Origin of the sequence: Poritiphilus flavus, assembly GCF_009901585.1 — a bacterium.
In the GTDB taxonomy this organism is placed as follows: domain Bacteria; phylum Bacteroidota; class Bacteroidia; order Flavobacteriales; family Flavobacteriaceae; genus Poritiphilus; species Poritiphilus flavus.
Genome location: NZ_WXYO01000010.1, coordinates 59488 through 82127 on the forward strand (window position 1 = coordinate 59488; position 22640 = coordinate 82127).

Here is a 22640-nt window from a genome sequence, read left to right on the forward strand (position 1 = left end):
TGAAGAAGTTTTAGATTGGGTGTAGGGGGAGAGTAGTTTGTATTATGGAATGTAAGCAGGAATAAAGCAGCGGGCTAAAAGAAATGTATCCAGCTCTATAAAATATGTAACATAGATGAAAATCTATGATAATCAGTGTGTTAGATCTGATTTAGGCATACAAATACGCCTTTGGACTGCATCCGTAGGCCTCTTTAAAGCACTTGGCAAAGTAGGAGGGATCATTGAAGCCTACCTGATAGGCAATTTCGGAAATGGATACATCACTTTTTTCTAATAGTGTAACAGCCATTTTCAGACGTTGCGAACGAATGAATTCGGAAGTGGCGAAACCGGTTAGTGCCTTGAGCTTTCGGTGAAGCTGCATACGGCTCATTCCCATATGTTCGCTGAATTCTTTTACAGTAAAGACGGGGTTGGTCAGATTTACATCCAATACCTCCTGAACCCGACTGAGGAATTGTTCGTCAAGGTTGGTTATGGCAATGTCCCTTGGCTTCAGGACGATCTCCTGGCTGTACCGCTGTCTTAAAAGTTTGCGGGAACTGATCAGGTTATGAACGCGACTTCTTAGTAGTTTTAGCTTGAAGGGTTTGGTGACATAGTCGTCCGCGCCATTTTCCAAACCTTTATATTGATCTTCCTCACCGGCCCTTGCTGTAAGCAGGATCACAGGGATATGGCTGGTGCGCTCGTCCTGCTTCAGTAAAGCACATAACTCAAGCCCGTCCATTTCAGGCATCATAATATCCGATATAATGATATCAGGAATGCTTTCCACTGCTTTGTGCTGACCATCAACCCCATTTTCCGCTTCGAGCACTTTGAAATCACCAGAAAAGGATTTCTTTACAAATTGCCGTACATCTGCATTGTCTTCAACGACAAGCAGAATGGGCTTTTCCTCGGAAGTTCCAGCTTCTGTTACTTCCCCGGCCTTATGAGACACCAGTTCAGGAATTGGGTTTTGAGGTAAGATTACGTCTTCAGAAATCTCTTCAGACCTGAAATACTTTTTAGCAAGTGGTAGCCGTACCCTAAACCTAAGCTTTCCATCCTTCTTTAGCTTTAATTTGATCTTACCGTGAGCCAGTTCCACCAGCTCTTTCACAAGTGCCAGGCCAATGCCGGCCCCTTCAGCCCGGTGGTCGGCCTGGTAGAACCTGCTGAATAGCATTTCGAGATTTTTTTCGTCCAGGTCACCAGTTGTGTTTTCAACATCCAACCTTAGAAATTTTCCCTTTTGCGATGCTTTCAGCTGAACGCTTCCGGATACCGGAGAGTACTTCAGCGCGTTGGATAACAGGTTAACTGTTACTTTTTCAATGAGATCCCTGTCGAACCAACACGAATCCATGGAGGTAACATTTACTTCATATTGAATTTTATTTTGTTTCGCCGGAAACCTGAATGATTCCGCTATGGAACCTAATAAGCTTCCCAGATCTCCTTGCCCTACTCGCAATTGATAGCTGCCAGACTCCAATTTGGATAGTGCCAGTAATTGGTCAACCAGACGTAGCAACCTTTGGGAGTTGCGCTGCATCAGCATGAGTTCTTCCCGCTCGGCAGGGCCTAAAGAATTATTCTCTAGTTTTTGCTGTAAAGGTCCGCTAATCAAGGTCAGCGGAGTACGGAATTCATGGGATATGTTGGCAAAGAAATCAGATTTCACCCTGTCTAATTCCCTTAATTTTTGCGCTGTCTTTTGACGATTTCTGAATAGGAAGAAAAAAAACAGACCTACCACGGACAGTATACCCATGCCTGCCAGCAGGAGATTAAGCTGATTCCTTTTTTGCTGTGCAGCCAGGGCGTTTTCTGTTTTAAGTAAGGCTATTTCCTGTTCCTTTTTCGCCGCGTTGTGTTCCTGTTCCAATGCCATAAAGGCTTCTGCGTTCTGCTTCCCGATTTGATCGGCTCTGAGACTGTCCAGTTTTTTCTGCTTTAGGTAGGCCTGATGGAACTCACCGAACTGCTCGTGAAACTGTATTTCGGATTGGAGAAGCCTTAGCTGGTATTTTGCTTCCGAAAGGTATTTTGGATTGTCCCGGGCGTAATCCAGGTACTTCTGAGCCTGAGGCCTGTTGCCCTTCGCTGAATAGAGTTCTGAAAGCATCAGGCTGGCAAAAGTGGTATTTACAAAGTCATCATATTTCTGGAAAGTTTCTAAGCCCTGGATAAGGTACTCTTCCGCTTTTGCTAGCTTGCCTAATTTATATTCAAGTTCCCCTAAATTCACCATGGCATGTGCCAGGTTGATGGAGTCGTTCTGGTCTGCTTTACCATGCAAAGCCGAGCGATAGTATGTCCTGGCCAGGTCCAGGCTGTCTTCCTTTACGGCGATATCCCCCAGGAATATCTTGAAACCTATAATTCCGGGGATGTAGTTATTCTCTTTAGCGACTTTTATGGATTTCTTTAGATAAGATTTAGCCATAAGGTGATTATCCGATTCGAAATACAGCTTTCCAATGTGGCCCAGAGCGTTGGCCAGTATTGGACTGGAGCTCTTATTTGCCGTGTACATGGAATCTATCTGTAGCAAATAGCGCATCACCTGATCACCTTCATCCTTTAGCGAGGCCAGACCAAAATAAGCGTTGGCGATGCCGTCAGGAAAGTTGATCTTTTTTGAGGTGGCCAGTGCCTCCTCGTAGGCAGAACGGGCTTGTTCTCTTTTGTTGTTAAAGAAGTGGTGATTGCCCACCCAAATCCTGGTCTTAACCCATTCTTTATCCATATTCAGGGTCCGGGCAGTTTCAAGGGCTTTTTCGTATAGCCGCATGGATGCCGGCAATTTAGACTTTACGAAGAGGTAATATGCCTGGCTGGATTGATAAAAATAAAGCGCTTTCCGATAATGAGATCTCTGGGCAAGCAGTTCAAGACTGTCTATATACTGCTTCGCAACTTTGGCGTCAGAATGAATAATGGAGTCGAATTCAGAATATAATCGCGCTGTCCTCACCGAATCCTCAATCCTTTCGGTTTGGGCATTAACCGGGATGCTTAGGGAAAGCATCGAACACAAAACGCCAAAAAGAACACGCATTTCTGGGAGTATCTGGTTACCCTTAATAGTACAAAATATCGCAGCTTCCGACTAGGACAAATGTAACATCTCCTGGTACGCCTGTAACAACAAAGCCGTGGGCAGGATTACACCGGATCACAGCCGTCATAACAATGAATGCTATAGTCCTGATAATACGGCCGAGCCGCCTATTTTTAGTTGCTGTAAGCCGTTAGAACGGTACTACTAACTAATTTACCACCCTGATTGTAATTCTCCGTCTTGACCATTCCAACACCTTCTGTTAGCCACATTCTGGAGGGAAAATTACGTTCCATCATCATTTTGGTCTTGTTGTCACTGTAAATGACGTAACATTCGAAGGTGCCGGCAGGAGTGGTCAGGGTCTCTTTTTTTTCTACTTTTCGGTTCACCATATCCACCGTCATATTGATGTTCGTGACACCCGCGGCTACCTGCATGGAAACACTTGCGTCCGGTAATGCCTGACCTACGTTCAACTCATTTGGAAGTTCTATATCGGTTCCGGTTACTTCTACTTCCATATCCTGGAATTGTGCCATCATATCAGAATTAAGCAGGGATTCAAAATCGATCGTTACCTTATCTCCACTACAACTAAGGTTATAACTCGATTCCGCCACCTTCTTACCTTTTTTGTCCTTAACCTTCATGTTCATTTTGGCGTGAGTAACGGATCCATCAGAATTCACATCGGAAACCCTGTAGTCAATAGTGCCATCAGATTTCCCATTTTTTCCATACATGGTATACTGGAAGGTCGCATTCTCCTCAATAAGGTAATACTTACTACAGTTTTGAGAAAGGGCGTAGGACGAACCCAGGAAAATCAGGCAAAGGGTAATAAATACATTTTTCATAGGGCTTAATAAGGTATTAACCGGTTTATTTAGAACTTAAATTTTTACAAATTCCACTCTTCTGTTCTGGGCTTTGCCTTCGCTGGTTCCGTTGTCTCCTACAGGTTCAGTTTCCCCCTTTCCTTCTGTGGTCAGTCTGTTAGTATCTACATTGTAGATATTGACCAGAGCGCTTTTTACGGCATCAGCTCGTTTTTTGGATAAGGACATATTGTTGGCATCATCCCCGTCTGAATCGGTATGGCCGATAATATTGAGTTTGATGTTCCCATCCTGTTGCAATACCTGGGAGATCTGCCGGATTACGCCCATGGACTGAGGTTGCAGGTTAGCGGAACCGGAATCGAACAAAATGGCATTGGTAGAGATACGTCCTTCACTAAGTAGTTTTCGCCTCAGATCTACCCCGCCCTTGGCTACTTTGAGATTGGTAATAAACAGGCGTTCTTTTCCATCTTTAAAGTTATTGATACCGAATTTTAACGTACTCAGTACAGCCCCCGTAGGAACAATTCTGGGGATGTCTACATGCTTTTCCTCATTGATCCAGAGGCGGTAGCGCTGTTTGTTTACCGCAATGGAGACATGAGGTCTGTTGATGACCTCATCCCTTACATCTGCCCTGACGGTGCTGTAGATCACCCGTTTATTGTTGATGTGGTTTTCCATATTGATCCCGATAGCAGCATATTGGCAGAAGGGCAGTTTGGCTTGTACAAAGTTGGCCCCTCTCTTAAACATGCTATCATCGCTTAAGACCACATCCAGGATGGCTGTTGATGAGGTCTGCCTGTCCAGGCCCACGGCCAACAGGTCAAATTCAATGGTATACTCTTCCGGTAGGGTGGGTACATCCGGAATATAGTAGATATTATATCCTGGTACCATTTCCAGCCATTTTTCAGGCGAATCATTAACGGTAACTACCTCCCCGCTTCCATTGGTATTCCATTTGGCCGGGAAATCTCCGACAAAGTCATAGGCAAGATCATCAAAGAACATGGGTTGGTCCCCGGGAACAAAGTCGAATTTGCTATAGACAGTGATGGATTCAGGGCCACTCTCACCGGCATTGGCATCCGGCCCTCCCTGGCCGTCGTTTCCGGTATTGTTTGGATTATCTCCTCCGGGCAACGGTTGGCCGTCCTTACCGGTAGGTGTTTTTCCTTTTTTTCCAGGTTCCAGAATGCTATCGAGGACCTCATCGGTCTTCTTACTGGTTTCCTGGTCCACCCGTCGTTCTACGGTTCTTTCCGCGGCCCGTTCAGCTCTTTTCTTGAGCTTTTTCAACAGCTGTCCCTGCGCATCGGGAGCTGCGAGGAGAAGTAGAAAGAAGGGAATGGATATACGTAAGAGGGGTACAATTCTTTTCATGGTCTGTAGTGTGTTTATAGTGTTTCTTAAATGTACAATTTTGGCAAGGAAATTCCGTACTATACGATTTCAAAAAAAGCTGGAAAAATCCTTCAAAATAGGGCTGTAGCAGTCATTTATCTCTGGAAATTAGGGAAAATAGCCCGCAGAGGGCAGAAAATTGTACAATTGGTATAATTAAGTGTATGGATTTACAGGGATAATGTATTAATTCATTCTATACACGGAAAGCTGGTCTTCCCCTTCGCGGACCACTAATTCAAGTTTACGGTCGTTATTCAGATCGTCCAGGTCTATTTCTGACGAACCGAAAACCGGGAATGATGGAATGCTTTTGGCGGCACTGTCAAAGAGGTAGACCTGTTCACTTTGCAGATCCGTCACACTGACGTATATCTTATCGTACAGATAGAATATCCGGGGCCTTGTATATACTCCCAATTCCAAAGACACCTCTTTGCCCTTAATGCTAAGAATATTGTCGTTCATTACAGCCAGGGTCTTTATGGTAGCATCAATACCGTGGTCTTCCGCCAGATTGAGCCTGGTCCTGCTTAGTTTTCCCTTCTCGGAAATGGTGATGAGATTCCCCTTTTTATCTGTGGTGATGAAGTTGTTTTTGTAGAGATAAACCCTGTTATCTGAAAACTCAATGGATTCAGTCACCTTTATCCGTTCTTTTCCTACCCGGCTTAAAAGAAGAAGTTGCTGCTCCTCTGTCATAAAGACCAGATAATCCCTGTTGCGTATCCGTATGTGCTCCGGTTTGCGTATGATAGGACTATCTGCTTCTGTAAAGGTAAAACCGCTTACGATCTGTCCTTTGGAGTTGTACATAAATACTTTTCTACCCTGTGTGACAACAAAACGATAATTCCGGTTACCCTCATAGTCAAAAACGGCCAGTGGATTAAGGTTTCCTCCCTCGAACTTTTTTGTGAAAGGAGCTACTTCTTTACCATTGCGGTCCAGTATTAAGAATTGATTGCTGGTTGTAAAGGCCAATTGTAGTCGGCCGTTCTTATAAATGTCTACCTGTTCGATCTTACCCTGTATTCGACCTTCGAGTTGTTTTTTCCAAATTACCTTTCCCTCTCCGGAAATGAGATACAGAAAGTTGGATTCGTCCTGTACAACGATCTCTTTCCTCCGGGTCCTGTGGTTTAGTACGAACTGCGGATCGGTGGCGATGGGAGCATCCAATCGGACTGTAAAAGCTTGTGAAGTAGTGTTCTCCTTAGCTGGAGCGGTTATCTTCTGTATGACGAGATTAGCGTGATGGAATCCTGTATCCGCGATGAGTTGCCCTGCCATGGTGTAGTCCTTGAGGTCCGAAGCCTTCAGGTCTCCCAGGAATTCACTTAAAAATTCCTCTTCCATGAGACTTTGGTATCCGTCTGACCTCGCTATAAATAACACGCTTGATTCATCGGCCATAGAGCCAGATACCGACTGAAGGGTGGCTGTTTGATCAAATGTGCTCTTGGATTTAATATTCCTTAGGATCAACTGAAGCAGCTCCAGGTCTTGGGTAAAGATAAAGGCGTCGTTAACCACAGTGGTGTAGTTAGCCTCAAAATCAGTGATAATAGGGCTAAAGTAATTCTCCAGAAAATCGTGTTTTCTCAAAGCGTGTATATCGCTTCCCTGATAAGTGGAAAGACCGGTCTCCAGCCCCTGAAGAAATTCGAGAATCGCATCGCTGGCATAAGTTTGAAGTACCACGGCCTTCTTGCCCCCATGATATAATATCCCAACTTCTTCGGAAGTCCTGAAAAGCGTATCTCCTGGTATTTTGTGATTGAAATACTTGCTTTGATTTTTAGCAAACTGCACATAATCACCAAAGGAAAAGGCCAGAAGGCCCTCTGCACTTCCCGGCACAAGTGAGGGAATAATACTGGAAAGCGGTTTGGTATCCCGGAATAGATTGAGGGAGGCTGACTCGTTTTCGGTTGTGGTGAATAGTCCGGATAATCCGAGGTAGTCTTGTCCATTGGTAATATCAAGCGATGTCCAACCCGAAAAGAGGTCTTCCTTCAAGGATGAATTTTCCTTGAAAAGATTTTCGGTGAAGATCCCCGGATTCTGAGGTTTGATGAATACGGAGGCCACCTTCACAGTGTCAGACGCACGATATAGACCCTTAAATGCCGGGTCAGTTTCTTTCCGGCCCATTTGGTCGAGCGCAGATCTAAGGTATTCCGCAGAAGATGAGACCAGCAGGTACCCGGAACGGAGTGTGCTAAAAAAGATCCTTTTATCTAACTGGTACTTCTGAAAGCTTAACCCGTCTATGGTTATGGACTCCATGCTTTTGTTCTCGCGATCTTCAAGATCAAGGATCCCTTCCTGCTCGCGGGTGACAAAAAGGAAGTTGGTAGTACTATCCGATCTTTTTTGTAGCGCCAACAATCCCTGCTCTTCGGTCTGTAGGAGATCTAAAAGCGCAAAATATTCTGAAATTTCCGAGTGGATTCCTGTATTGCCAAGCCGCTCCAGTAGTTTGTTGTTCTTGAGTTGACTTTTAAAATTAGAGAGGTGGTTAATCTTAATGACCACCGTAGCGCTATCCGGGCAGAAATCAAGTTCGGTGGCAGAACTGGCTTTTTCCGTTTGGCAGGATAGGATCAAAACGAAAACCAAAAGCGCCAGAATAGAGTACTTCATTTCCTTTGTTTGGAGCAAATTTAGAACAATATTAGCTTTTGGATGCTTAATTTCGGAAAAGTCCGGAAACCGATTTGCCTTTGTTTAAAATTCCAATTTTAGCTGATCCGGCAGAAGCTTAAAACTCCTTCTGTGGTATTTGGTCAGCCCGTATTTGCGAATAGCCTCACGGTGTTCTTTAGTAGGGTAGCCCTTGTTTTGTTTCCAATTATACATTGGGTACTCCAGGTGTATCTTTGCCATATAGGCATCGCGATAGGTTTTTGCCAGCACAGAGGCGGCCGCGATATTCATATACTTTCCATCTCCCTTGATAATGCATCTATGCGGTATGTCTTTGTAGACCTTGAACCTGTTTCCATCTACAAGGATGAATTCAGGTTGGGAGTCCAGGTTTTCCAGCGCATGGTGCATCGCGAGGATAGAGGCGTTTAAAATGTTAATGTCATCTATAGTATCGGGAAAAATATGGGCTACCCCAAAATACAGGGATTCCTTCTCAATAACGACTTTGAGCACTTTGCGTTTAATTTCCGTAAGTTTTTTGGAATCATTTAATTCCGCATTTTCATAAGCTTTGGGGAGGATTACGGCAGCAGCCGTTACCGGACCGGCCAGACAACCTCTGCCTGCTTCATCTGTACCTGCTTCTAATGACGTACTATATTGATTTTCAAGCATTTTTGTTGAATATTACTCTTGCTTCCATGGGTTTCTGCATCTAAACTTCAATGAAAATTGTTAAAATTATGATGTTATGCTAATTAATAAAATCAAATGTTGAAGAATCTTCAATTCCTTACATTTTTTTAACAAGAGAGTGGCCGAGTTGGGTATTATGCTTGCATAATTAACTTATTATTAAGACTTTTGGAGCTGGCTAATTCAAAAATCTAATTAAATGAGATCAAAGTTAACTTGGATGTTAACACCTCTTTTGGTGTTATGCATGACTTTCTCTTTTGCTCAAGAGAAAACTGTTACGGGTAATGTGACGGATGAAAATGGCCTACCATTACCCGGAGTTTCGGTTGTCGTTGTGGGAACAACCACCGGAGCACAAACCGACTTCGATGGAAACTATTCCATCACTGCCAGTGAAGGGCAGCAACTACAATTCAGCTATTTAGGACAAAGTACAGTAACTATTCGGATTGGAGCTTCTAATGTTATAGATGTTCAGATGCAGGAAGATGCTGAAACTCTTGAAGAAGTAGTTGTAGTAGGATATGGTTCCAAATCCAGGGAATTGTCCACCTCGGCAGTTTCCACCGTAAAAACAGAAGCGATAGAAGCATTCGTGCCCTCAACCAGTATTGACAACATACTGCAGGGTCAGGCTGCTGGTGTCCAGGTAACGGCTGCCAATGGTAGGCCTGGTAACACTGCTTTTGTACAGATCAGGGGGGTTGGGTCTATTAACGCTCAGACCACTCCGCTTTACGTCATCGATGGTACACCAATACCTATCGATACTGAAAGGGACTTCAATCCTATTAACAACCTGAACCCTGCCGATATCGAGTCCTTGTCGATTCTGAAGGATGCGGCTACCGTTTCCAAATACGGTTCCAGGGGTGCAAATGGGGTTGTATTAATTACGACCAAAAAAGGTAGATCTGGAGATGCCAGGATAAACTTCCGTTCCTCTTATGGTTTCGGTGAGCGAATTCCGGATCCGTTCGACGTTATGAACGCAGCTCAGAAACTGGAGCTGGAGCGACAGTATGCCGAACTTGGTGTAAACGCGGCTACCAGTTTGCCAGGGGCCAATGCAGACGATGCAGAGCGAGCCAGGCTAATTGGTCTCGATACCAACTGGGAGGAAGAACTACTGAGAAAGTCGGTAATTCAGTCGAACTCCTTGACCGTCTCCGGTGGTAATGAAGATATCACGTATTTTCTTTCCCTGGGGTACGACAAGAATACTGGTATCATTGATCGTATTAAAGGTTTTGAAAGGGTTTCAGCTCGTTTGAATACCACTTATAACGCTAAGGACTGGTTAACTCTTGGAGCAAACATATCGCTTTCGAGAAGTACGACAGACCTTCCCAGGGATAGGAACAACGTACAAAACCCGTTCAGGGGTATGTATGATTACAACCCATGGGATCCGCTCTTCCTAAGAGATGGTGATGGAAATATTCAAAGGGATTCTCAGGGAGATCCGATCTACAACCCTACAACTACAGGTTTCCCGATTGCACTGGCACTTCAGACAGAGCCAGAAGACAGAAGGGACTTCACTATCATCGGAAACCTTTCTGCAGACGTTAGGTTTTCAGATAATTTTTCAAACAGGTTTTCTGTAGGTGCAGTAAGCAATAGGTTCAACCGGACCAGTCGTTCGATCGCCGGCGGTGTTTTACAAGGCTTTATTGGAGATGCAAATTTCCCAGGTACACAGACAGATAACTTCAATCTTGATTTTGAATACAACGTAAACAACCTTTTTACGTATTCAGATACTTTCAATGGAGTACATAACGTATCTGCAAGTTTTCTTTTGGAATACAATGAGAATATTAGAACAGATCTACGTGCTACCAGTAGGGGTTTCCCTTCTCCGGATATCCCTTATCAGGAAGTTGCTGCGGAACCTACAGCTGCTGGTTCTGAAGAAGCCAGAAGGATTCTTTTCTCTCAGGGTCTTTTCGTAGATTATGATTACGATGGAAAATATATCCTTTCCGGATCAGTTAGGAGGGACGGTTCTTCTCGATTTGGTCCTGAAAACAAGTACGGTTATTTCTACAGCGCGAGTGCGGCATGGAACATTGCCAATGAGAACTTCATGGAAGGGTCTATTTTTAACAATCTGAAACTTAGGGCCTCTTACGGAACGTCAGGTAACCAGAACATTCCGGACAATGAGTTTCTTAATTTACTTGATTTCAATACCTATAACGGTTTAACGACCGCCATACCGGTTGGAGTAGGAAACCCTGAAATTCAATGGGAGTCTCAGGCCATCCTGGATATTGGTATTGAATTTGGTCTTTTCAACAACCGTATCAATGGTGTGGTTGACTACTTTAAGAAGAACTCCGAAGACCTGTTGTTGGCAAGTCCGCTTTCAAGCACAGTAGGGGACGAATTGGACGATATTTTTGCAAATGTCGGTGAAGTTGAGAACAGTGGTATAGAAGTTAGTTTGAACGCAGATGTCATTCGCAGCGAAAACTTTGTTTGGTCTCTAGGAGGTAACGTAACCTTCCTGGACAACGAAGTAGTTTCGTTGGTAAATGGGGAGGATATCATCACAGGTACCTTTGGAAATATTATCCTTCGCGAAGGAGCTCCTTTGAATTCTTATTATTTGGTTCGATACGCCGGTGTGAACCCCGCGAACGGTGAACCTCTGTATTTGGACGCGGATGGAAATGTTACTAATGAGTACAGTGATAACTTTCAGGTGTTACTTGATGATAAGTCTCCGATCGCGGATTTTGAAGGTGGATTTTTTACCAACTTCAGATATAAAGGTTTTGGCCTAAGAGGTGACTTTGTGTATAGAAAAGGTAATCACATTCTGAATATACAACGTCAGCAAGGGATCGCCATTGGTAATATCAACCGTAACCAAAGGGTTGAAGCCTTTAATTACTGGAAAGAGCCCGGAGATCAGAACGTACTTCCTAGCCCAAGATTTCAGAATACGGCAGATCAGGCAGGTACAACAAGATTTTTGGAGCCAGGTGATTTCCTAAGATTGCGGACATTGACACTGGATTACAACTTCCCGAGAGAACTTCTGGGAGACTTTGGAATTAGTAACCTAAGGATCTTTGCGACAGGTCAGAACATCTGGACCTTAACAAACTTCAATGGAGACCCTGAGATCGGTTTAGGATCAGCGGAATCTGGTGAGCCTGGAGATCAAGGTTTTGTACAAGGGGAGTTTAATTTGTTTAGCTACCCTCAAGTCAGGTCGTATACTTTCGGAATTGAGGTAGGATTTTAATAAAAAATTGAACGATGAAAAATAGAATTATAAAAATCTTATTAGTTGTACTCACACTGGGCTTTTTTGCCTGTGATGATGAGTTAAATGAGCTGCAACCCTTTATTGAGGGAAATCCCGAAACATTTTTCAACAGCCTCTCCACTTTTCAGAATGGGGTGGATGGGATTTACAGCCAGTTGGTAAATTATTACGCTAATCCTGGATCAGGCATGCAGGGCATCCCTGATATTCTGTCGGATAATGTAGTACTTGTACAAACAGGTAGAACGTCGAATGAAGACTATTACGATTACCGTTACGTGCCGAATACCGCAGGAGCTCTTCAGTTGTATTGGAGCGAATGCTACGAGGCGATAAACGTGGCAAACCTGGTAATCGGACAAATTGATAACCTGGCGGATGGCCCTGAAAAAGACAACATTCTTGGGCAGGCGTTAGCTGCCAGGGCATACGCGCATTTTGATCTTGCTCGTACCTATGCTAAGATCCCGTCACAGAGTGGAGATGCCAATGGGTCGCCAGGGATAGTATACCTTAAGGTAGAAGATGGTGATACAGGTGATCCTTTTGCGCAACCTTCGCGTGAAACCGTTGGAAGCAATTATGCTGAAATTATTGGTGACCTGGAAACGGCGGCACAGATAATAGGAACAGGTAACGGAGAAGGTAGACTAGACCGCAACGGAGTTTACGGTATACTCTCCAGAGTGTACCTGTACAATGGGGAATACCAAAAAGCCATTGATGCTGCGAATCAGGTGACCACGCAATTGGCTACCGCCTCAGAATTAGAGGACGTTTTTACAGACGTTAGCAGTGCGGGATTGGTATTTGAGTTGGCCATTAATACATCAACAGAGACTACCAATAACAACGTTGGGGTATTATACAGCCAGTCTAGCGCTGATGCTGTGATCTCGGAATACGCTATAGAATTCGAATTTTGGAGCAGTATAGATCCTGACGATCTTAGGAGAAATGTACTTCAATTTGTAGGTACTAACCAGGGTAATGACTATAATGCCGTTAAAAAGTTCTTAGGAGAAGCCGGACAGGTAAACGGACGGGTAGATATCAAAGTAATCCGTGCTGCTGAAGTTTTGCTGAACAAAGCTGAAGCCCAGTTTGAATTGGGTCAGGAAGCGGCTGCTTTGGCCTCTTTAGATGAACTAAGAGCTCAGCGTTTTGCAAGTTTTGTATCCGGTGGAGAAACCGGACAGGCTCTCGAAGACGCCATTCAATTTAATCGAAGGGTTGAGTTGGCTTTTGAAGGACATCGTTTCTTTGATTTAAAAAGGAGAGGAGAAAACATTGAGAGATCAACTGCGGGAGATATTATAGACGGATCCGGAACACCTGCGGAGGTACAAACACTGTCTGCCGGTGATACCCGTTTCCAGTTGCCAATTCCTCTTTCTGAGATCAATGCGAATCCCAATATGGAACAAAACGACGGATACTAATAATAAAGACCAAAATGATGAAGAACATAATATATAAATTTTCTTGTTTACTCTTCGGGGCCTTATTGGTGTTGTCTTGCGAGGAAAATGAGATCATTCAGTTTGATGCCCAGAACGGACGAGCTATAGCTGGTTTCGGAGGGGGCAATGAAGCACCGCGAATTGTATTCAACCCAGCGGAAAATACAGATAGTAAGATAAGTGTTGGAGTATCATCCCTATCTAGCTCACCCAGGTCGGTGCAACTAGAGGTCGATGCTACCAAATCAACATTGGACCCATCTTTTTATACCATTGATAACCTGAGTCCGGTCATCGACGCGGGTGCATTTACAACGGAGATCACTATTACCACAGTGCCTGGTACCGATTTGCCTGGCGCCTCGGATGCCCTAGTGCTTAAATTGGTATCAGTTGAAAGCGCTGAGATCCTTGAGACCAGTATAGATGAATTAGCCATTGGCCTTGACGTTCAATGTCCATCCGTGGATATTTCGGCCCTGGCCGGATCTTATGAAGTTGTGGATTCTACTTTTGCCGATTTCTTTGGCGAAACTGATGATACCAGAGAGGTTGTGCTTGGCCCTGGAGCAAACCAGATTACTATAATTGATGGTACCTACATCAACGAAGGAGCCGATGACCTGATCCTGACTATCGATCCGGAAACCGGTAGTATCATAGGGGTTAATGAAGATGGAATTAATTCACAGGTTAGCTTTGGTCCTAATTTCTACGTACTGTTGCCCGGTGGAAGGGTATTGACTTGCGTAGGTATTATTGAAATGACGCTTGATTTTAGTGCGAACATTGCGGGTAACCCGCACGTTTTTAACCTGGTTAAGCAATAAGATCAATCTGAATAATTGAGTGAATAAAAAGGCCTCCGATTCGGAGGCCTTTTTTATGATAAGTTTTGTGTTGTTAAAGAGTGTTGTAATAATTGAGCAACTTTATAACATCCTGTTCCTTGCTTAACTTAAGATCGCTTTCTTTGATATATACAAGTACGGAGTCCTTTTTAGATTTCAATGCCTGGACCAGATCTTTCTTCTTTAAGCGTATTTTACGCGCCGGCTCATCCCCCATCTTGAGGTAATAGGAACTAATGTCTATATAAGTCGGAGGTACGTATCGATCGTAACTGGTATTTGGCACCCGACCCTTTCTAAGCTTAATCTCAGGCTTAAACAAAAGAACGGCTTCGCCTTTATTCTTAGGATTAAAGTAAGCGACCCTGCTTAACTCATTTTCATCCGTGTAAGGCATCATTTCAAACCGCTCATCCGCTATCTCAACGCTGATGTAAGGCCTTTTTAATAAGGAGAAATAAGAGTCGTCATCTTCTGCAACTTCTATCTCACTTTTATAGGCGTTATACCGCATCTCGCCTTTTAATTTCAGACTGTCGTAGGCGTATACCCGCCCGTATCTGAATTCATCATTGAGATATGGGGAACCATTAGCTTTCACATCCTCATAAGTCTTGTTCTTTGTGAGAAAGTTCATGGGGACCCCTTCAGGATTAGTAAAATTAATCTGCGCAGAAACGGCCATTGGCGCAAGCGCAATAAAGCAGGTCTTTAGTATGCGACCCGGGACAAGTTCTAATTTCATGAATGTAATATTAAAAGTTTTGAATTAGCTATTAGAAGGCTAAACAGCCTTCTATTTTATTGTTTCTATATGTAATCTTATTCTATTCTGAATTCAAAGATCTCCGACTGGGAGGTATTTCCCTGGGAGTCCCGTGTCAGTACCCTCCAATAATAGACCTGGCTAGTAGTCACAGCAACCTCCTGGGTGGTTTCGGCAGTAGTGGCGAGCAGTGTTTCCGGATTACTGTCTGTCCCGAAAAATACCTCGTACTCTACAATGTCGTCATCCACATCATTACCTTCCCATTCAAGGGTAAGCATTCCGCTGGCGTTTATCGTTGAACCCCTGGCAGGATTGACCGCCAGAGCAGGGAATGGGGCATAATTTTCCAAACCAGGACCCTGGTTGTAAAACCTCCAGGTTGCACTTGTAGCCGTTTCGCTGGTTCCGCTTGCCCGGGATACCACGAACCATTCGTAGGGAGTACCCCGCTGTATGGTCACATCCGCTTCATTGGTCGTGGCGGAAGCCTGTGAGCTGGCATTGGTATTTAAGTTCCTTAGATTAACGGTATAGCTATCTGTATTTTGCGAGGCGTTCCAACGGAAGGTAACCCTGCTTTCCTCACCACTTATATTCTCACCTTCATTGCATTCCTCATTATTGTCCGGAAAGATCAGCGTAGCGGCCTGGGGAGCAGGCACCGGATCCGGATTGGGATTGCCATCACCGCCAGAATCCCCTCCTCCGCAGGAAACCAAAACAAATGGAATTAATATTCTTGATATTATTTTCATCTTCTAACAATTTTAAAATTGAACAGGGCGGTCTTTGTTCTGACATTCAGTAGATAGATCCCACCTGGCAAATTATCAACACTTAGCACTACTTCGCCACCTTGTGTTTCGTATGGCCTGGCAAAAATCCGCTGCCCGTTGATGTTATACAAGGCAACATCGACAGTGGCTGGACCTGTTTCCCCAAGGAAGGCTGATACAGTACCTGCAGCAACCGGGTTGGGATAAACAAACAGCTCGGAACTAAGCACAATAGTTTGCTCATAGGTGCCCTGGCAGTCTTTATCGGTACGTACGATAAGTTGGTTACTCGCCTTGGTCAGCGGAAGCGTAATGCTACTTTCCGAAGTACGGTATACCTCACTATTGAGTTGAATTATATAGGTTTTACCACCATCCAGTTCGAGTGATACCTCGTCATTCACAGAACTTACCTTTGAGGTTACTGACAACGCTTCTGGTTCTGAGATATTTACATCAAAACAAATCTCATAACCACTCTGTCCCTCAACAGTGATACATACGGTGTAATCCCCGGAAGATAACCCGCTCAATGCTACGGAATCGTTAAAACTCTCATTTTGATCGGCTCCATTTCCGCTAAGGGTAGCGGTATAATTCAGAGATTCCTCGGTTTCTATGGTAATACTACCATCATTGCTGGAAATACAGCTTTCGCCAGTACTTAATATCCTGAAATTCGTGTTCGGTAGAGAGAATATGGCGCAGCCGTCAATATCTACTACTGAACCCACCGGAGTATCATCACATTGATCTATATTGTTGGGGACACCATCATTGTCTGCGTCATTATCGCATACATCCCCTATGCCGTCGTTATCCGCGTCTGCCTGATCCGCATTAGGCGTAAGCGGGCAATTGTCCTCACCATCCAGTATTCCGTCATTGTCATCGTCCGTATCGCAGGCATCTCCCAATCCATCGCCATCCGTATCCAGCTGAGCGGCATTACCGATAAGCGGACAATTGTCATCTACATCCAGAATTCCATCATTATCATCATCATCATCGTCCTGGAATCCTTCAACCACTATGTCGTCTATGATAATCCCTTCCTGGTTGACGAATTCATCCGAATGGAAAACGATCCTGAAGAGCACATTTGGCTCTGCCGTAAGGTCTGTTTCACCCAGAGCCGCATTCCCGATAAAATCATATGCGTATTCGGTTACGGTTGCATTGGTTCCTGTCCATTGGGCTCCCGGGCAGTTCTGACAATCATCTTCTGATCCGGAGGTGGCATTGGTTCGGTCACTGGTATACCAGTTTGGCTGACTGTTCACATTCCCCAGAACATTCCATGATGCTCCCTCGTCCGTGGAGTATTCCACATAGACCACATCCCAGTTTTCCTCCAGGTCATAGGCCATATTAAATCGGAGTACCGGGGCCAGGATAGAAGAGAGCTCGTAGCAATTACTGACCAGATAGGATTTGGTCTGATCCGGGTAATTACCGTCCAAATTAGTGCCATATACCTGTGTGCCGGATCCTGCCTGGTTCAGTAGCGTACCCTGAGGGACTCCTTTTTCCCAGGCACTCGTTCCTCCTCCTTCGTTGTAAGTGAGCAGGTTTTCATCGGCAGTCTCAAAGGTATTTATAGCATCTCCCACGCCAAAGTCACTTGTAAAAAATGTATTTGTTGCGCTGTTGTTATCGTCGAATGCGTCGTTGGTTATGGTTACACTTACCTCAATTTCTACGGTGCTAAAGGGGTCGAAATTTTGAGATGGCAGTGCAATTGTAGCCTGGTCATCCGTCATAAGTGTCGTATCACTCCAGTCAAAATTCTGAGGTGTACCCCCATTGATAGTGTAAGTAACAGAAACCTGCGTTATGGGATTTAGTCCCTGATTTTCCACAACTATTTCAGGAAAAACTTCTCCGCAAAGCACAGTTCCCGATGTGGGTGTAAATGATACCAAACGAACATCATTATTAGGTGGTTGGATGGGGATTGGAGATTGCCATGCTCCCCTGCCGTAAGTGCCGGCCACAATAAGCTCATCGTCCAGGCTGATCTCAAGGTCACTTACTGCCGTACCTGGCATGTTGGTAAGATATTCTTCCCATTCTGTAAGTGTATCATCCAGGCGATAGACCCCCACACTTGTGCCCACGTAGATGGGGTTATTATCGTCCCTTCCCTGATGGGCAATGGAGAAAAAGCCCAGTTCCGTAGGAAGGTTAAGTGTAATGTTTTCCTCGGTTGCGGTATTCCCGTCTATAGTCACTTTAAAAACTCCACGATCCGGGAATTGGAAGTTCTGGGAGATCCCAACCCTTCTGGAGGTGGTCACATAGACCGTGTTGGGAACTGTAGTGTTTACGGCAATATCGGATATATCTGCAGCGAAAGTCGTTAAAAACAGAAAGGTAATACCGCCATTCTGACTGCGGTAAAGGTTGTTTCCTTCTGCAGCGTAGATGGTCATAGGATCGTTGGGATCAACTTCCAGGTCGTCTATTTCACCGGTTGTGAACGAACTGGATACTTCCTCCCAGGCATTCCCGGCTAAACGATATACCCTGTCAAAACCGGCGTAGACTTCACCATCACTGCCTACTGCAAGAGGGGTAATCCATTCCCCTGAGATTACGTTTCCGTCATCATCCCTGGGTGCGCCAATGGCACCGATATTCTGTCCAAAATTACTGGTAATAAAAAGAGCGCCACCAAACTGGATGAAACCATAGACCACATTGCTGTTCGAAGGATCAATTTCATAGTCCATTCCATCTGCCCCGGTGTATATATTCCATTGCTGATTGTTATAAACAAAGCCAGAGTTATCCTGAGTGCCTCCGCTGATCCTGCTGGCGTCGTTTTTGGCTATGGATATTCTGTAGAATTGGGTCACAGACATGCCGTCTGTATAGTCTGTAAAAGAAGTTCCGCCGTCCGATGAAACATAGAAACCACCATCACTGCCCACATAAAGTTCATTATTAAAAAACTTAAGGGTATGGATGTCTACATGGGTGTAAGCCGGCCCTGTATCGTTGTCATTGTCGTTCAGGCGAACGAAAGAGTCTCCGCCATTGGTGCTTTTCCATATATTGATCGCTCCAGTATAAACTTCATCGGCATTTGTAGGTGAAACTGCAATTGCCAGGTCATACCAGGCCTGATTCCTCTCAAAGAGATCCGTGGTATTCAGGGTTTGGGTAAAGGATTGTCCGCTATCGTCAGATCTGAACAGCCCCAGGAAAGCAGAATCATTAGCCTGAGTGTCTGCGACCAAAACATATACTACCGTGGGATCCGCTTCCGTTACTCCAATAACCATTCTTCCTGCACCGTCCGGAAAGGGTTCTCTTACTCTTTCAAAGGTGTCCCCGCCATCCGTACTCCAATGGAAGGTACTTTCGGTTACGACGTATATCGTGTTCGGATCTCCGGGCTTTAACCTGAAATCGTCAACCAGGCTGTCAAAGGTAAGCTCCCAGGTATCTCCCGCATTTATGGATTTATAAAGGCCTCTGTTGGTAGCCACCCAAACGATGTTGGAGTTGGTTGGATCAATAAAGATCTCATTCATACTCCAGCTAAAGTCAGTGATATTGGCATTAAGACTTGTAGCATTCCAGGTGTCGCCGCCATTGATGGATTTAAACACGCCTATGCTGTAGGAATCTCCCGCGTCATCATCTCCTGTGGCGATGTAGATAACATCCGAATCATTAGGGTCTATAGCGATTCCGGAGACCCCGATCTGTGGAAAATCGTCAAAAAGAATGGTCCAGGTAGCACCAGCATCGGTAGACTTCCAGATCCCGCCTGCGGGAGCACCTGCGTACCAGGTATTCGCATTGCTGGGATCTACCGCGACCGCATTGATACGCCCGTTACCAGGTTGGCCTATGGATAGGGTGCCAGATTCAAATGGTCCCAACGGCGTCCAATTACTTGTCGGATTGGTTTTAGATACGTTACTCCTGGCTTTGGCCCAGGCATCCCAGAGTTCCTTGGAGGTTGGAATGTAACCGTTTTCATCAACAAAGTGCTTCCAGTAGTTCTCCCAGCGCATATAGGGTTTATACCCACTGCCTTTTTCATTAGGATTTTTACCCTTCCAGTATTCGTGGAATGCCGCCGAGATTTCATCCAGGGTATAGCGCTGCTGTTGGCTTTTGGCAACAGCGGATTTGGATTTCTCCAGGTTCTTCATCCATGGTGCGCTGGAATTGAATTGGGCATACGAAAACTGGCCTACCAGGAGGCTCAGTAGTATTATTTTCTTAGTCATCAATCGAATTTTGGTAAAGATGCTGAAAAAACCGTGAATATTCAATTTTTTAAGACCAATTACGCTACTTTACAGGGCTATGAACTTTAACAAAAATGGCCGTTGTCCTGAGTTTGTTCGCAAAATCTTACTTAAACTTTCACATTTCATTAGCAACAAAAAATTTAACTTTGCTCGATCAAGACCGAATAATGAGATATCTCCCTTTATTGCTTTTGGCAATTTGCAGCCAAATCCTATTTGCTCAGGAAGATTCCATTCCGCCTCAAAGGGCTACCGATTCCCTGCCACCTGCCATAAAAGGAGTAAGATCACTACCTGCGGAATCAGCGGAGATCACCATAAAAGATTACAAGATCATTTCGCATAGCAGGGATACCATCTACCTGGATACCACCTTAACAATAAAGAAGGAATACCGCTATAATTATATTAAAAAAGATGATTTTGAATTAATGCCCTTTGCCAATGTAGGGCAACCTTACAACTACCTGGGTGTAGATTTTGAAAGAGTAAATCCCTTTCCTCGCCTGGGAGCAACTGCAAGGCACTTCAACTATCTGGAGGTTGAGGATATTGAATACTTCAATGTGGCGACACCGATGACGGAGCTGTTCTTTAAGACCACTTTTGAGCAGGGTCAGTTATTAGATGCCATGTTGACCTTTAACACCTCCAGACGCCTCAATTTCTCCATTGCATACAAAGGATTCCGTTCCCTTGGTAAATATCAATTCAACCAGGTGGAGTCCGGCAACTTCAGGACTACGTTTAATTACCTTACCGCAAATGGCAGATACAGTATCAGGGGTCATATAGCTGCTCAGGATATTGACACAGAGGAGAATGGCGGCTTGCTGGATAAGGAACTTCAATTTGAATCCGAAGATCCCGAATTTCAGGACCGGTCCCGGATTGATGTTGTGTTAACAGACGCGACAAGCAAGATACTGGGAAAGCGCTATTTCATGGAACACCAATACAAACTGTTGAGGAAGGTTAAAGATTCCAGCCAGAAAGAACTCACGGCCCTGGCCATTGGACACCAGTTCAACTACGAGACAAAGTTCTATCAGTTCATGCAAGCGGCCCGGAACGACTTCTTTGGAGATGAAAACAGTGTGATCCTTACTCCGATCAATGACAAGGCCAGTCTCAAAATCATGTACAATGAGGTCAGTGCCACTTTTTCCAACAGGATACTGGGAGAGTTAAAAGGTTATGCAGGCTTGTATAACTACAATTACTTTTTTGACAGTATTCTGCTGACCGGTGATGGGCAGCAGATAGACAATCAATTGGAGGGAGAAGAAATTATGGTAGGTGCCTCATATGCGAAAAAGATCGGTGATTTTCTGGTCAATGGCAAGGGGGCTTATACGGTTTCCGGGGAGTTGACCAGTTCCATATTGGATGCTTCGGCCGGTTATGTGATCAATGATAAGCATCACCTTACGGCTAGTATCCATTCTTCTTCGCGCTTGCCGGACTTCAACTTCCTGCTTTATCAATCCGAATATCAAAATTACAACTGGCAGAATACAGCAACTTTTGAAAATCAAAGCGTGAACAGTTTGCAGTTTAAATTGGAGTCAAGCTTCTGGGGCAATCTGAGCGCGAAGTACACCACTATAGATAACTACACCTATTTTTCTTCAGACGCCACTGCAGAACAGATAGAATTAGGCCAGGAGAACGCCTTTGTGACACCCAAACAGGAAGGCAATAGTGTAAACCACCTTAAACTAAAGTACAACAAGGAATTTCGTTTGGGGAAATGGGCCCTGAATAATACGGTGATGTATCAGAATGTGTCGCAAACGAATACGGTACTTAATGTTCCTGAACTGGTGACAAGAAATACTCTGTATTTTTCAAGTGATGTCTTTAAGAAGGCCATGTATATACAAACAGGTGTTACCTTTAAGTACTTTACAGAGTATACTATGGATGCCTACAATCCGCTTTTGGGAGAGTTCTATATCCAGAACAGGGAAGAACTGGGAGGGTTTCCGATGCTCGATTTCTTTATCAACGCCAAGATCCGGCAGACCAGGGTGTATTTGAAAGCGGAACATTTTAATTCTTCTTTTACAGGGAATACCTTTTACGCGGCCCCTAATTATCCGTATCGGGACTTCGTGATCCGTTTTGGGCTGGTTTGGAATTTCTTTTCTTAGTGTTTTTCAGTACTTTATATGTACCTGACTTTGTACTAATCTTCGTTTTAGATTGATTTGTAGGGATGGCTGTCCTTAGGTCCCTATAGTTTTGTAGATAGTTCCTTAGTTTTTTATCGCGATTTTGAAGGGTGTAATAAGTTAATTTTCAAAGTGTTATTATTTTTTTTCAGAGGGATAAATATTTTTTTGCTTTTGGGGTTGTGCAGACAAAAAAAGTCCTCTATATTTGCACCCGCTTTTAGAGTGATGCGCTTTGGAGGCGAGTAAGGAATAGAAAAAGGTTCATTGACATATTGGCAGACAGCGTTACTATTGCAGGATTGATCTTGTAATAGGAACAGGCCTTAAAAAGGTTAAAGTATTAAAGAATTAAGGACCGAATAAATGGGTTGGGG

At 44.3% G+C, this 22640-nt stretch carries 12 protein-coding genes; 4 read left to right on the forward strand and 8 right to left on the reverse strand.

What is annotated here, in order from left to right:
• Positions 1 to 151: 151 nt before the first annotated feature.
• From GTQ38_RS20425 to GTQ38_RS20445, 5 genes are all read right to left on the reverse strand, one after another.
• Positions 152 to 3055 (reverse strand): hybrid sensor histidine kinase/response regulator transcription factor, encoded by a 2904-nt coding sequence (locus GTQ38_RS20425; protein ID WP_161437445.1) that lies wholly within the window; start codon positions 3053 to 3055, stop codon positions 152 to 154.
• A gap of 176 nt (positions 3056 to 3231) precedes the next feature.
• The gene (locus tag GTQ38_RS20430) at positions 3232 to 3918 is read right to left on the reverse strand and encodes a DUF3108 domain-containing protein (RefSeq protein WP_161437446.1); all 687 of its coding nucleotides are present in this window, start codon (positions 3916 to 3918) and stop codon (positions 3232 to 3234) included.
• 36 nt (positions 3919 to 3954) lie between these two features.
• Positions 3955 to 5292: an OmpA family protein gene (locus GTQ38_RS20435; protein WP_161437447.1), complete on the reverse strand. Its 1338-nt coding sequence runs from the start codon at positions 5290 to 5292 to the stop codon at positions 3955 to 3957.
• A gap of 207 nt (positions 5293 to 5499) precedes the next feature.
• Positions 5500 to 7962, reverse strand: a complete 2463-nt coding sequence (locus tag GTQ38_RS20440) for a ribonuclease HII (protein WP_161437448.1) — start codon at positions 7960 to 7962, stop codon at positions 5500 to 5502.
• A gap of 84 nt (positions 7963 to 8046) precedes the next feature.
• Positions 8047 to 8643 carry a ribonuclease HII gene (locus GTQ38_RS20445; RefSeq protein ID WP_161437449.1) on the reverse strand — a complete coding sequence of 199 codons (597 nt, stop codon included), beginning with the start codon at positions 8641 to 8643 and terminating at the stop codon, positions 8047 to 8049.
• 241 nt (positions 8644 to 8884) lie between these two features.
• Here GTQ38_RS20445 and GTQ38_RS20450 point away from each other — a divergent pair, with 241 nt between their 5' ends.
• Genes GTQ38_RS20450 through GTQ38_RS20460 form a run of 3 tightly spaced genes read left to right on the forward strand, consistent with a single transcriptional unit; the run spans position 8885 to position 14246 of the window.
• Positions 8885 to 11929, forward strand: a complete 3045-nt coding sequence (locus GTQ38_RS20450) for a SusC/RagA family TonB-linked outer membrane protein (protein WP_238858056.1) — start codon at positions 8885 to 8887, stop codon at positions 11927 to 11929.
• Positions 11930 to 11943: 14 nt separating this feature from the next.
• A complete protein-coding gene (locus GTQ38_RS20455; RefSeq protein WP_161437451.1) occupies positions 11944 to 13395 on the forward strand; it encodes a RagB/SusD family nutrient uptake outer membrane protein in 1452 nt (483 codons plus the stop codon).
• Positions 13396 to 13409: 14 nt separating this feature from the next.
• Positions 13410 to 14246, forward strand: coding sequence for a hypothetical protein (locus GTQ38_RS20460; protein ID WP_161437452.1), 837 nt, complete (start codon positions 13410 to 13412; stop codon positions 14244 to 14246).
• Between the two features lie 73 nt (positions 14247 to 14319).
• Here the strand turns inward: GTQ38_RS20460 and GTQ38_RS20465 are convergent, their stop codons facing one another.
• From GTQ38_RS20465 to GTQ38_RS20475, 3 genes are all read right to left on the reverse strand, one after another.
• The gene (locus tag GTQ38_RS20465; protein ID WP_161437453.1) at positions 14320 to 15012 is read right to left on the reverse strand and encodes a hypothetical protein; all 693 of its coding nucleotides are present in this window, start codon (positions 15010 to 15012) and stop codon (positions 14320 to 14322) included.
• A 77-nt stretch (positions 15013 to 15089) separates the two neighbouring features.
• Positions 15090 to 15791, reverse strand: coding sequence for a hypothetical protein (locus GTQ38_RS20470; protein ID WP_161437454.1), 702 nt, complete (start codon positions 15789 to 15791; stop codon positions 15090 to 15092).
• Positions 15788 to 20062 carry a thrombospondin type 3 repeat-containing protein gene (locus tag GTQ38_RS20475; RefSeq protein WP_161437455.1) on the reverse strand — a complete coding sequence of 1425 codons (4275 nt, stop codon included), beginning with the start codon at positions 20060 to 20062 and terminating at the stop codon, positions 15788 to 15790. The genes GTQ38_RS20470 and GTQ38_RS20475 overlap by 4 nt, the downstream gene beginning before the upstream one ends.
• 191 nt (positions 20063 to 20253) lie before the next feature.
• Between GTQ38_RS20475 and GTQ38_RS20480 the strand changes: the two genes are divergently transcribed.
• On the forward strand, positions 20254 to 22242 hold the full coding sequence (locus GTQ38_RS20480) for a putative porin (protein WP_161437456.1): 1989 nt from the start codon (positions 20254 to 20256) through the stop codon (positions 22240 to 22242).
• The last annotated feature ends 398 nt before the right edge of the window (positions 22243 to 22640 follow it).